Consider the following 13,426-nt stretch of genomic DNA (forward strand, 5'->3'; position numbering starts at 1 on the left):
ATCGGTCCTTGCATTAAGAGGAATGAATGGCGAGTAACAACGTAGCCCAATTTGCCGCGGAACTGAAAATGCCTGCAGGCGTGCTGCTCGAGCAGCTGCAGGCGGCGGGCGTCACCAAAGCGAGCGAAGACGACACCCTGTCCGAAACGGACAAGGCGCGTCTGCTCGACCACTTGCGCAAGTCTCACGGCTCGACTGATGCGGACAAGCGCAAGATCACGCTGACGAAACGGCATACGTCGGAGATCAAGCAATCCGACGCGACGGGCAAAGCTCGCACCATTCAGGTCGAAGTGCGTAAGAAGCGCACCTTCGTCCGCCGCGACGAAACGGTTGGTGAAGGCGCGGAAGCATCGAATCATGTGGCCGAGGCCGATGTCGACGACCTCGAACTGCAGCGCCGTGAAGAGGAAGCTCGTCACGAGGCCGAGCTGCTCGAAAAGCAGGCTCAGGAGCTGAAGGCGCGCCAGGAACAACTCGAACGCGAAGAAGCCGAACGTCAGGCGCGCGAGCAGGCTGCTGAAGCCGAGCGCCGTCGTGCGGAAGAAGAAGCGGCGAAGAAGCGCGCAGCAGCTGCGGCTGAAGCGGCTCGCGAGCAGGCTCAGGCTGCGAAACCGGCGCAAGCTGCGCAACCGTCAGCTGCGAAGGCTGCACCGGCCGTCGCCAAGGCTGCGGAACCGGCGGTTGCCAAGGAAAGCGAGCAGGACGACGAGCGCGCGGCAGCAGAGCGCGCCGCGCAACGCGAAGCCGCGAAGAAAGCGGAAGACGCAGCGCGTCAGGCTGCCGAGAAAACGCGCGCCGAGCAGGCAGAAATCAGCAAGCGCCGTGCGGCGGCTGAAGCCGAAGCACGCGCGATTCGCGAAATGATGAACACGCCGCGCAAGGCGCAGGTCAAAGCGCCGGAACCGGCACCGAAGCCCGTCGAGCCGGCCAAGGCCGCAGAAGCCAAGGGCACGCTGCACAAGCCGGCGCGTCCGGCGGGTGAAGCACCGGCACGTCCGGCAGCCAAGAAGCCGGCTGCTGCGGCTCCGGCTGCTACCACGGCGCCGTCGGCTGGTGACAAGAAGAAGCCGGGCGGTGGCAAGGGCGGCTGGCAGGACGACGCAGCGAAGCGCCGCGGCATCAAGACGCGTGGCGATACGAGCGGCGGTGTCGATCGCGGCTGGCGCGGTGGCCCGAAAGGTCGCGGCAAGCATCAGGATCAGAACACCACGTTCCAGGCACCGACCGAACCGATCGTGCGTGAAGTGCACGTGCCGGAAACCATTACGGTTGCCGATCTGGCGCACAAGATGGCGGTGAAGGCCTCGGAAGTCATCAAGTCGATGATGAAGCTCGGCCAGATGGTCACGATCAACCAGATGCTGGACCAGGAAACGGCGATGATTATCGTCGAGGAACTGGGTCACCACGCGGTTGCGGCCAAGCTGGACGATCCGGAAGCAATGCTGGTCGAAGGCGAAATCTCCGACGCAGAAGCGCTGCCGCGTCCGCCGGTCGTCACGGTCATGGGCCACGTCGACCACGGCAAGACCTCGCTGCTCGACTACATCCGCCGCGCCAAGGTCGCAGCGGGTGAAGCGGGCGGGATTACGCAGCATATCGGCGCGTACCACGTCGAAACGCCGCGCGGCGTCATTACGTTCCTCGACACGCCGGGTCACGAGGCCTTTACGGCCATGCGTGCCCGCGGTGCGAAGGCAACCGACATCGTGATTCTGGTGGTCGCAGCCGACGACGGCGTGATGCCGCAAACGAAGGAAGCGATTGCCCACGCGAAGGCAGGCGGCGTGCCGCTCGTCGTTGCGATCAACAAGATCGACAAGCCGGATGCGAATCCGGACCGCGTGAAGCAGGAACTCGTCGCGGAAGGCGTCGTGCCGGAAGAATACGGTGGCGATTCGCCGTTTGTGTCGGTGTCGGCTAAAACCGGCGCGGGCATCGACGACCTGCTGGAAAACGTGCTGCTGCAAGCCGAAGTGCTGGAACTGAAGGCACCGGTCGACGCGCCGGCCAAGGGTCTGGTCATCGAAGCGAAGCTCGATAAGGGTAAGGGTCCGGTTGCAACGATCCTGGTCCAGTCGGGTACGTTGAATCGCGGCGACGTGGTGCTGGCAGGTAGCGCTTACGGTCGCGTGCGAGCCATGCTCGACGAAACCGGCAAGCCGACCAAGTCGGCAGGCCCGTCGATCCCGGTTGAGATTCAAGGTCTGTCGGAAGTCCCGCAAGCAGGCGAAGAAGTCATCGTCATGCCGGACGACCGCAAGGCGCGTGAAGTCGCGTTGTTCCGTCAAGGCAAGTTCCGCGACGTCAAGCTGGCCAAACAACAGGCCGCGAAGCTCGAGAATATGCTGGAACAGATGGGCGAAGGCGAAGTGCAGTACATGCCGCTCATCGTCAAGGCCGACGTGCAAGGTTCGCAGGAAGCTCTGGTGCAATCGCTGCTCAAGCTGTCGACCGACGAAGTCCGCGTGCAGATCGTGCACGGCGCCGTGGGTGGCATCAGCGAGTCGGACGTCAACCTGGCTACGGCTTCGAAGGCGGTCATCATCGGCTTCAACACCCGTGCGGATGCCCAGGCTCGCAAGCTGGCGGAAAGCAACGGCGTCGATATTCGCTACTACAACATCATCTATGACGCAGTGGATGAGGTGAAGGCCGCGATGTCGGGCATGCTGGCACCGGAGAAGCGCGAAATCGTGACGGGTACGGTCGAAGTGCGTCAGGTCTTCAAGGTACCGAAGATCGGCGCGGTGGCCGGCTGTATGGTCACGGACGGTTTCGTCAAGCGCTCGTCGTCGGTGCGCGTGCTGCGCAACAACGTCGTCATCTTCACGGGCGAGCTCGATTCGCTCAAGCGCTTCAAGGACGACGTCAAGGAAGTCCGTCAGGGCTTCGAGTGCGGTATGTCGATCAAGAACTTCAACGATATCGTCGAAGGCGATCAGTTCGAAGTCTTCGAGGTCACCGAAGTCGCGCGTTCGCTGTAATACACGCGGCACGGCTTGAATAAGGGGCGGAGCGGGCTTAAACGCCCACTCCGCCCGTTGTTTTTTTGGCCGGCGTATTTGTCACGCTCCGCTCGCCGTCAGCGAGCCGCTTTAATGCCGCTCCGATAACGCGAGCCGCGGCGCCGGGCGCACAACCCTGCGCACAACCTTTTGCCATCCGTCATAACGGATCACCATTCACCATGCCTAAAAAACGTACTTCTCCCAACCGCAACGTGCAGATCGCCGATCAGATCCAGCGCGACCTGTCCGAGCTGCTGCGCGAGGTCAAGGATCCGCGCATCGGCATCGTCACGATCCAGAGCGTCGAACTGACGCCGGACTACGCGCACGCGAAGGTCTATTTCACGACGCTGACCGGCGACCCGCAACAGACGCTGGAAGCGCTTCAGCATGCTGCCGGCCATCTGCACAATCAGCTGTTCAAGCGCCTGCATATCCATACCGTGCCGACGCTGCATTTCCATTACGATCAGACGATCGAACGTGCCGTCGAAATGTCGCGCCTGATCGACGAGGCGAACGCCAATCGCGCGAAAGAAGACTGAGCGCGCGCTGTTGACTGCGTCATTCCTCGCGCGCTTTTCCGTACCTATCGAAGACACTGTCTTTCCGACATGACCGCACCTCAACGCCCCCGCGTGCCGCGTCGCGCGCTCGACGGCGTGCTGCTGCTCGACAAGCCGCTTGGCCTGTCGAGCAACGACGCACTGATCCGCGCGAAGCGCCTCTATCTGGCTAAAAAGGCCGGCCACACGGGCACGCTCGATCCGCTTGCCACCGGCCTGCTGCCGCTGTGTTTCGGCGAAGCCACCAAGTTTTCGCAAGACCTGCTCGAAGCCGACAAGACCTACGAGGCGACCATGCGCCTCGGCATTCGCACGACCACGGGCGACGCCGAAGGTGAAGCGATCGATACGCGCGACGTGACGTGCGATCAGATGGCCGTCGAGGCGGCATTGGCGAAGTTTCTCGGCGACATCGTCCAGATTCCGCCGATGTATTCGGCGCTCAAGCGCGACGGCAAGCCGCTCTACGAGTATGCGCGCGCGGGCCAGACGGTCGAGCGCGAAGGGCGTCAGGTGACGATTCACGCGCTCGAATTGCTAGCTTGCGCGTTGCCGGACGTGACATTTCGGGTGACGTGCAGCAAAGGCACGTATGTGCGCACGCTCGCCGAGGATATCGGTGAAGCGTTGGGTTGCGGCGCGCATCTGGTTGCATTGCGCCGCACGGGCGTCGGGGCGCTGACGCTGGAGAATTCGGTGACGCTCGACGCGTTGTCCGATGCGACGGAGAGCGAGCGCGACACGTGGCTGCAGCCGGTCGATGCATTGTTGTCCACGTTTGCGCTCATCATGCTGGACGAAGATTCGACCCGCCGGTTTCTGCACGGTCAGCGGTTGAAGCTCTCCGAGTTGACCATCGGCAGCGATGCAGTGAATGCGCCGCGCGTGCGCGTGTATGCCGCGGACGGGCGTCTCCTGGGCGTCGCCAAACAGGGCGACGGTGTACTCGCGCCGGAGCGGTTGGTGGTCACCGCCGCGAGCTAAAGCGGCGCCTCGCGGGACAACAAAAAAAGGCGGGGCCGCTCAACAGCGGCCCCGCCTTTTTTCTACATACAATCCGCGTCGCGGAGCGCAGCTAAACCATCAATGCGCCGCCGCGGCAGCCGCTCCCGCATCGCCGCCCGCGCGCTCCGGCCTCGTGACCCAGATCAGTGCGATCAGCGCCACGAAAATGCCGGCGGAGATGAAGAACAGATCGTTCACGCCCAACTGCGCGGCCTGTTGCGTCGCCATCGTATTGAACAGCCCATACGCCTGAGGTTGGCTGAAACCCGCCGCACCCATCTGCCGCATCGACTGATCGAACACCGGGTTGTACGCCGACGCCTGTTCCGCCAGTTGCGCGTGATGCATGATGGTGCGGTGATCCCAGGCGGTCTGGAAGATCGATGTGCCGATGCCGCCGCACATGATCCGCACGAAATTCGACAGGCCCGAGGCAGCCGGAATCCGGTTACCCGGCAAGCCCGACAGCGTGATCGACACCAGCGGAATAAAGAACCCGGCCATGCCGATGCCTTGAATCAGCGTGGGCAGCAGCAGCGAGTAAGTATCGACGCCCGTCGTATAGCGCGAACGCATCCAGAAGCACAGCGCGAATATCAGGAACGACAGCGTCGCGATGTAGCGCGGATCGGTGCGCGGCAACACCTTGCCGGTGATCGGCGAAAGCAGCACGGCGAACAGGCCCACGGGTGCCATCACAAGACCCGCTTCAGTCGCGGTATAGCCGATATCGGTTTGCAGCCACAGCGGCAGCAGAACCAGATTGCCGAAGTACAAGCCGTAGCCGATCGAGAGCGCGACCGTGCCGCCCGTGAAATTGCGCCGGCTGAAGAGCGACAGATCGACCACGGGATGCTCGGCCGTCAACTCCCACACGATGAAGAACGCGAGCGCGATCACCGCGACGAGTCCCAGCACAACGATAGTCGTGGACGAGAACCAGTCGAGATCCTTGCCTTTGTCGAGCATCACCTGCAACGAGCCGACCCAGACGATCAGCAGGGCGAGGCCGACGCCGTCGATGGGCGCTTTCCGGATGACCGAATCGCGGTTGCGGAAGATCGTCCACGTGGCGACGGCGGCGATCGCGCCGACCGGAATGTTGACGTAGAAAATCCACGGCCACGAGATGTTGTCCGAAATCCAGCCACCCAGAATCGGGCCGGCCACCGGCGCGACCAGCGTGGTCATCGCCCACATCGACAAGGCCATGGGCGCCTTGGCGCGTGGATAGCTGGCGAGCAGCAGCGTTTGCGACAGCGGAATCATCGGGCCGGCCACCGCGCCTTGCAGCACGCGCGAGGCGAGCAGGAAGGGCAGGGTAGGCGCGAGGCCGCACATCCATGACGAGATCACGAACAGCACGATCGACGCCATGAACAGGCGCACCTGCCCGACACGCTCGGTGAGCCAGCCGGTGAGCGGCACGGAGATCGCGTTGGCGACCGCGAACGACGTGATCACCCACGTGCCCTGGTCGGACGACACGCCGAGGTCGCCGGAAATCGACGGGATCGACACGTTCGCAATCGAGGTGTCGAGCACATTCATGAAAACGGCAAGCGATACCGCGATGGTGCCGATCACCAGCTGCGCGCCCTCGAGCGGCGCGTGAGGGACTTGCGCCTGAGCCTGAGCCATTAAAAGAGCCTTGTATGAATCGTCACGAGGCTCACATCGGCTTGGCAGCGGGCTTCGCGGTGCCGACTTGCGGCGCTTTCGGCGCGCCGCCATTCGGGCCGGCGTTTTCCACGATGATGCGGGCGATTTCCGCGTCGGCTTCGTCGCCGTACTTTTCGAACACGTTGGTCTGATAGATCGTGTTCGGTGCCTGGCCGAGCTGACCACCCTGGTCGTCCTTGATGGTCACGTCGGCTTGCATCGACAGGCCGATGCGCAGCGGATGCTTTTCAAGTTCCTGCGGGTCGAGCGCAATCCGCACCGGCAGACGTTGCACGACCTTGATCCAGTTGCCGGTGGCGTTCTGCGCCGGCAGCAGCGAAAACGCCGAACCGGTGCCCGCCGAGAAGCCGACCACCTTGCCGTGATACACCACCGACGAGCCGTACACGTCGGCCGTCAGTTCGACCGGCTGGCCGATGCGCATGTGCTTCAGTTGCACTTCCTTGAAGTTCGCGTCGACCCACACGCCGCCCAGCGGCACGATGGCCATCAGCGGGGTGCCCGGTGAGACGCGCTGGCCGACCTGCACCGAGCGCTTCGCGACGTAACCCGTGACCGGCGCCGGCAGGTTGTTACGCGCGTTGGCCAGGTACGCGTCACGCACCTTTGCCGCGGCAGCCTGCACATTCGGGTGATTCGCGATCGTGGTGTTGGCGGTGAGCGCGCGGTTCGACGCCAGTTGTTGCTGGGCGGCGTCGACGGATGCTTGCGCGCTCTTCACGGCGTCGCGAGCGTGCGAGATTTCTTCCGCCGACACGGCGCCCGTTTGCGCGATCGTCATGCGGCGCTTCAGGTCGTCCTGCGCGCGCGACAGATCGGACTGGCGTTGGGCGACTTGCGCCTGGTATTGATTGTCGTCGGCGAACAGGCCGCGCACCTGGCGCACGGTCTGCGCCAGATTCGCTTCAGCCTGTTGCAGCGCGACACGCGCGTCCGCCGGATCGAGCACGACGAGCGGATCGCCAGCCTTCACGGTTTGCGTATCGTCCGCGTTCACCGCGACGACCGTGCCGGTGACTTGCGGCGTGATCTGCACAACGTTGCCGTTCACATACGCGTCATCGGTTTCTTCATGAAAGCGCGCGACGAGGAAATAGTACAGGCCGTAAGCAATCGCGGCGATCAGGATCACGATGACGAGCAGCGTCATCATGCGCTTGCGTTTGCCGCTGTTCGCCGGTGGCTGTGCCGGTGGTTGGGGCGGTTGCGGGGCCGGCTGCGGGGCCGGTTGCGGGGCCGGCGGAGTCGGCTGAGTGGTAGCCGCGGGCTGTTGGGTGGTGCTCATTGATGTGCTCCGGGTTCTTCAAACGTCGTCGTTTATTCGGATGTTCGTGCGTGTGTTCGATCTGGCCGTGTTTCGAGCGCTCAGTTTGCCGCGGCGGTCGCAGCGGTGGTCGTTGCCGCGGCGGCCGATGCCGCGGCGGCCGCTGCCGGGGCATCGGTCGGCACCACGAGGCCGGTCTGTGTTGCGTCGAAACCGCCGCCGAGCGCCTTGACGAGTCCGATCTGCATATCGCGGCGGCGCATCTTCAGGCTCGTCACCGTCTGTTCGGCGGCGAGGCGGTTCTGGTCGGCGGTCAACACCTGTAATTGCGGCGACAAGCCGGCCTTGTAGCGGATCACGGCCAGTTGGTACGCCTTGGTCGACGCGTCGAGCGCGCGCTGTGCGTCGCCCGATTGCTGGTCGATCGAGCGGATCGATGACACCTGAGTCGCGACATCCGACAGCGCGTTGATCAGCGTCTGGTTGTAGTTCGCCACATCGAGGTCGAAATCGGCGTAGCGGCCCTTCAACTGCGAGCGCAGCGCGCCGGCGTCGAAGATCGGCAGATGGATGGCCGGCCCGAACTGGATCTGACGGCTTGCCGAGGTCAGGAAACGGCCCCAGCCGAACGCATCGAAGCCGAACCCGGCCGCGAGGTTGATGTCCGGAAAGAATTCGGCTTTCGCTTCTTTCACGTCGTGCATCGCGGCCTCGACCTGCCAGCGTGCCGCCACGATATCCGCGCGCCGCGCGACCAGATCGGCCGGCAGGTTGTTCGGCAGCGCCACCGTGTCGCCCTTGTTCAGAACCGGCTGGGCGATTTGCAGGCCGCGATCCGGGCCTTTGCCGAGCAGCGCGCCCAACTGGTAGCGCACTACGGTGATCTGACCGTCGAGGTCGGTCAAATTCGACTGGCTGGTCGCGATGTTGCCGTTCGCGGTTTGCCGCTCGACGTTGGTGTCGAGCCCGGCGGTCACGCGGCCATTGGTGATCCGGCCGATGTCCTCACGGTTGGCGATTTCACGCTGTGCGATATCGCGGAACGCATACAGTTGGGCGAGCTGGTTATACGTGCTCGCCACCGACGCGGCGAGCGTCACGCGCGCCTGCTGCATGTCGGCCTCGGCGGCCTTTTCCTGCGATACGGCCTGGCCCAGACGCTGACGATTCTTGCCCCACAGGTCCAGATCCCACGACGCGCTCGCCAGCACGTTGTTTTCGCTATACCAGGTGCCGCCGTACGGAGGCGGGTAGAGGGCGGTGCCGGAGAACAGCTCGCGGTTCCACGAATAGCTGCCGTTGACCTTCGGGTACAGCGCCGAGCGTGAGCTTTCGATGTACGACGAGGCTTTCGCCACACGTGCCTGCGCCTGCGCAATCGACGGGCTGCCTTCCAGTGCTTCTGCGATCAGCTTCGGCAGTTGCGGGTCGCCGAACTGCTTGGCCCAGTCGAGCGAGGGCCACTGGCCGCCCTGGCCGGGCAGACTTTGCGTGGACTCGAACTGAGCCGGCGACGACATCTGCTTGTCGCTCTTCATACCGAAGTAGTTCGCGCACCCCGTGAGGGCGAGCGCCGTCACCGCAGCGGCGACAGCGGCCCGGCTCGACAGCGCGGGCGCGGACAGGGAAAGGGATTTCATCGCTCGACTCTTTGAGTGGAATGTAATGATGGACACTGCAAGCAATTTATTACGATTTGCTGTCGAAAATGCTTGCTGCGTCACGGGGTAGTCCCGTTTGTTCGCCGGAATTGATGAGCACGCGGCGCAGCATGCTCTTCAGGAACCCCACTTCTTCGGGGGTAAAACCGCCCAGCAGGCTTTCAAGCACGCCGTTGAAAATCGCCGGCATTTTCGCCGCGACGGCGTGACCTTCCGGTGTGAGCGCGAGGCGTACGACGCGCCGGTCTTCGTTGCTGCGCACGCGGGTCAGCAGGCCGCGTTTCTCCAGCCGGTCGACCAGGCGCGTCACGGCGCTCGCATCAATGCCGTATTCACGCGCCAGTTCGGCCGCCAGCAGACATTTGCCGCTGGCCACCATGAACAGGATGCTGCCTTGCTGGCTGGTGATACCCAGCTCAGCCATACTGCGTTGAGTGACCAGATTGGACAGGGTTGACTTCACCCGCGAGACCAGGTAGCCGATGCTCTCGCCTAGCTGATATTCGCTGATGGCCGGGTCGGGGGTAGGGGTCGGCTCTGTCATGATCTCGTGCGAATGCAATGGTTGACTAGGCAGGATTATAGGGGTCGGTTGATTGACACGGCAAGCGTTATTGCAGCTTAGGCAAGGATCTTTTGCCGCTCAAGGGAGAATGCGCGCGGTTTTGCGTAGGGTTTTGCGGACGTAAGCTGGGCATGTATCCGACAGGGCGTTGCGTCGAAAACTATCGGTCTATCAGGGAATACCAGAGAGCTTCATTTGGGCGTGCTACAATATTGGGTTCCCAAAAGTGCGCTTTGGGCTTTGTTGGCTTGTACACAATGCTGCTGCTGGCGCACTCAACTGTCTCCAGGTTCCTATGACTCGCGCCCTACGCAACATCGCCATCATTGCTCACGTCGACCACGGCAAGACCACGCTCGTCGACCAGCTCCTCCGCCAGACCGCCACCTTCCGCGACAACCAGGCGGTTGTCGAGCGCGTGATGGACTCGAACGACATCGAAAAGGAACGTGGCATCACGATTCTTTCGAAGAACTGCGCGGTCGAGTATGAAGGCACGCACATCAACATCGTCGACACTCCGGGCCACGCCGACTTCGGCGGTGAAGTCGAGCGCGTGCTGTCGATGGTCGACTCGGTGCTGCTGCTGGTGGACGCAGTCGAAGGCCCGATGCCGCAAACGCGCTTCGTCACCAAGAAGGCGCTGGCGCTCGGCCTGAAGCCGATCGTCGTGATCAACAAGGTCGACCGGCCGGGCGCGCGGATCGACTGGGTGATCAACCAGACGTTCGACCTGTTCGACAAGCTGGGCGCAACTGAGGAACAACTCGACTTCCCGATCGTCTACGCATCGGGCCTGAACGGCTATGCCGGCCTGACGCCGGACGTGCGCGAAGGCGACATGCGCCCGCTGTTCGAAGCCGTGCTGGAACACGTGCCGGTCCGTCCGGCCGATCCGGAAGCGCCGCTGCAACTGCAGATCACGTCGCTGGACTATTCGTCGTACGTCGGCCGTATCGGCGTGGGCCGTATTACCCGTGGCACGATCAAGCCGGGTATGTCGGTCGCCGTGCGTTCGGGCCCCGATGGCGCGATCCTGAACCGCAAGATCAATCAGGTGCTGTCGTTCAAGGGTCTCGAGCGCGTGCAGGTCGATTCGGCTGAAGCGGGCGACATCGTGCTGATCAACGGTATCGAAGAAATCGGTATTGGCGTGACCATCTGCGCACCGGAAGCGCCGGAAGCGCTGCCGATGATCACCGTCGACGAACCGACCCTGACAATGAACTTCCTCGTCAATTCGTCGCCGCTGGCCGGCCGGGAAGGCAAGTTCGTGACGAGCCGCCAGATCCGCGACCGTCTGATGAAGGAACTGAATCACAACGTGGCGTTGCGCGTGAAAGAAACGGGCGACGAAACCACGTTCGAAGTGGCAGGCCGCGGTGAACTGCACCTGACCATTCTCGTGGAAAACATGCGCCGTGAAGGCTACGAGCTGGCCGTGTCGCGTCCGCGCGTGGTGATGACGGAAGTGGACGGCGTGAAGCACGAGCCGTACGAAAACCTGACGGTCGACATGGAAGACGGCCACCAGGGCGGCGTGATGGAAGAGTTGGGGCGCCGCAAGGGCGAAATGCTCGACATGGCGTCGGACGGCCGTGGCCGTACGCGTCTCGAGTACCGCATTTCGGCGCGTGGCCTGATCGGCTTCCAGTCGGAATTCCTCACGCTCACGCGCGGCACGGGCCTGATGAGCCACACGTTCGACTCGTACCAGCCGGTCAGGGAGGGCGCGGTCGGCGAGCGTCGCAACGGCGTTCTGATTTCGCAGGACGACGGCGCGGCGGTTGCATACGCACTGTGGAAGCTGCAGGATCGCGGCCGTATGTTCGTGTCGCCGGGCGAGCCGCTGTACGAAGGCATGATCATCGGCATTCACAGCCGCGACAACGACCTGGTCGTGAACCCGATCAAGGGTAAGCAACTGACCAACGTGCGTTCGTCGGGTACGGACGAAGCGGTGCGCCTCGTTCCGCCGATCCAGATGTCGCTGGAATACGCGGTCGAATTCATCGACGACGACGAACTCGTCGAAGTCACGCCGCAATCCATCCGTCTGCGCAAGCGTTACCTGAAGGAACACGAGCGCCGCAGCGCGAGCCGTAAGGGCGCAGTGGACTGATCGAAGGGTGTGCGCGTTGTCGGGAACACGGTTCCTGACAACTACGCTGCATACGTGAGGAAAAAGCCGTTCCGGGTATGCCCGGAACGGCTTTTTGTTTGGTTAGGTAACTGGGTGGGACTGCGTTACCTGGTCACAGGCCTGATTTACCGACAGCGCAATTACAGTTCTGCGTTTCCGGCAAAACGATGGTGTGGCAATTCCGGGGGCTCGAGCTGAATCGCGTCGAGGGGCGGAACAACGGTTGTCGTGGGGTGTGGTGGGCCATCGTCCGCAGTATGCGGACTATAAAGCTGGAGTCTATCCGGCACGGCACGGTAGCCATCCTCGGCAAATGCGGTATCGATATATCGTCGTAAGGCGCTTTCCATGTCGCCCCGACTTTCGTATGTGAATACGCCGTTGTTCGGATCGAGGATTTGATATCGGTCCGGAGAGGCATATCCGTCACCACTTGGGTCCGGGGGAAGGCGCTGTGCCAGCAATACATGACCCAGATTACTCGCCGCGTTACCTCGCTCAATGCCTACGTGTATATACGCGAGGCCCCCTACGGACAGGCCTTCCAAGTTCGTCATCAGACCGCCTATGCGACGCTCACGGTCCTCGTCTGGTGGAGGGGTTGTGCCGCGCGGCGGAAGAAAACTCCTGTCCAGCGTCTCGTCGAATCTCGATAGCGGGAGTGGGATCAGATTATTCTGAAATCCCTGGATCCTGTCGTAAAGTCTGTTGTCGGCAGCGGCGCCGGATTTCATCTCGCTCTTCATGTCCTTGATCTGCGACAGCACATTTGCCGATTGCGTCCCAAAATTCTTGTTGATGCGACTCATTGTTTCGCGAACGATGCCGTCGCACGATCCCCTGCCTTCGGGACCTCTCGTTTCCCTGCGGTCGGTTTGATCGAATCTCTCATAAGATGATGAACTTTCTTCGAGGGCTTCGCCGCCCCGGCATTCGCGATAGGGCGATCTCGCGCATGCGCCCAGCACGCCGCCGCGCTTTTCCCGGCTGAGTAGCTGGTCATCGCTTGCCAGATGTTTGCCGCCCTCAGACTGGAGATGAGCGGCCGTGTTGGGGCGCAAATCGACCGCCCGGTCTTGTGGCGTCAACGCGGAGCGATCGCTGAAACCGTATTCGGGAAAAATCCTGGCTTGAGCCGCAGGCGCGTTCGCGGATAACGATCGGTCGGCGGATGTCTCCGGAGGCGTGTTTTGTGTAGAAGATGTATTCGTGTATTGGGTGGTAAGTTCCATTTGCTGCTCCTTTGGGCGTCTGGAAAAAGCATGAAAACGGACAGCAGGGCGATACGCAGCGGTCCGGCGATTTGCACGCCCGGAGGCCAATGCCGGAACCGTATTGCGTCCATCCAGTGTGCGGAAAGTTGCGCGGGCGAGGTGTTGAATAGATATGACGGCAGTGTGGCGGCACCGGTCAGGACGTGCGCGCCGGGATCGTTGTGCGCAGCAGCACGCATTGTTGCGGGCCGTTAAAACGGCCCTTAAAGCGTGTCGCCGCGGGATTTCAGGGCTGCCCCGCGTCCTGTATC

9 protein-coding genes are annotated in these 13,426 nt (G+C 62.7%); 4 read left to right on the forward strand and 5 right to left on the reverse strand.

Annotated features, from left to right (window positions below; all coding sequences use genetic code 11):
* Positions 1-26 precede the first annotated feature (26 nt).
* The 3 genes from infB (at position 27) to truB (ending at position 4,564) form a co-directional block, all read left to right on the forward strand.
* Positions 27-2,990, forward strand: coding sequence for a translation initiation factor IF-2 (gene infB / locus PQR27_RS06910; RefSeq protein ID WP_408522968.1), 2,964 nt, complete (start codon positions 27-29; stop codon positions 2,988-2,990).
* Positions 2,991-3,193: 203 nt separating this feature from the next.
* Complete coding sequence (gene rbfA / locus PQR27_RS06915; protein WP_408498823.1) at positions 3,194-3,559, forward strand: 30S ribosome-binding factor RbfA; 366 nt, start codon at positions 3,194-3,196, stop codon at positions 3,557-3,559.
* Positions 3,560-3,628: 69 nt separating this feature from the next.
* Positions 3,629-4,564 (forward strand): tRNA pseudouridine(55) synthase TruB, encoded by a 936-nt coding sequence (truB, locus tag PQR27_RS06920; RefSeq protein ID WP_408522969.1) that lies wholly within the window; start codon positions 3,629-3,631, stop codon positions 4,562-4,564.
* Positions 4,565-4,663: 99 nt separating this feature from the next.
* Here truB and PQR27_RS06925 read toward each other — a convergent pair whose 3' ends face one another.
* From PQR27_RS06925 to PQR27_RS06940, 4 genes are all read right to left on the reverse strand, one after another.
* A complete protein-coding gene (locus PQR27_RS06925; RefSeq protein ID WP_408522970.1) occupies positions 4,664-6,319 on the reverse strand; it encodes a DHA2 family efflux MFS transporter permease subunit in 1,656 nt (551 codons plus the stop codon).
* Complete coding sequence (locus PQR27_RS06930) at positions 6,258-7,553, reverse strand: EmrA/EmrK family multidrug efflux transporter periplasmic adaptor subunit (RefSeq protein ID WP_408522971.1); 1,296 nt, start codon at positions 7,551-7,553, stop codon at positions 6,258-6,260. The genes PQR27_RS06925 and PQR27_RS06930 overlap by 62 nt, the downstream gene beginning before the upstream one ends.
* 80 nt (positions 7,554-7,633) lie before the next feature.
* Positions 7,634-9,172, reverse strand: a complete 1,539-nt coding sequence (locus PQR27_RS06935; RefSeq protein ID WP_408522972.1) for an efflux transporter outer membrane subunit — start codon at positions 9,170-9,172, stop codon at positions 7,634-7,636.
* A 49-nt stretch (positions 9,173-9,221) separates the two neighbouring features.
* A complete protein-coding gene (locus PQR27_RS06940) occupies positions 9,222-9,737 on the reverse strand; it encodes a MarR family winged helix-turn-helix transcriptional regulator (RefSeq protein WP_408522973.1) in 516 nt (171 codons plus the stop codon).
* A gap of 316 nt (positions 9,738-10,053) precedes the next feature.
* Here PQR27_RS06940 and typA point away from each other — a divergent pair, with 316 nt between their 5' ends.
* Positions 10,054-11,880: a translational GTPase TypA gene (typA, locus tag PQR27_RS06945; RefSeq protein WP_408522974.1), complete on the forward strand. Its 1,827-nt coding sequence runs from the start codon at positions 10,054-10,056 to the stop codon at positions 11,878-11,880.
* A gap of 161 nt (positions 11,881-12,041) precedes the next feature.
* Here typA and PQR27_RS06950 read toward each other — a convergent pair whose 3' ends face one another.
* Entirely contained in the window at positions 12,042-13,133 is a 1,092-nt protein-coding gene (locus PQR27_RS06950) for a hypothetical protein (protein WP_408522975.1), read from the reverse strand.
* Positions 13,134-13,426 lie beyond the last annotated feature (293 nt).

This window comes from Paraburkholderia fungorum, assembly GCF_046027215.1.
GTDB lineage: Bacteria > Pseudomonadota > Gammaproteobacteria > Burkholderiales > Burkholderiaceae > Paraburkholderia > Paraburkholderia fungorum_D.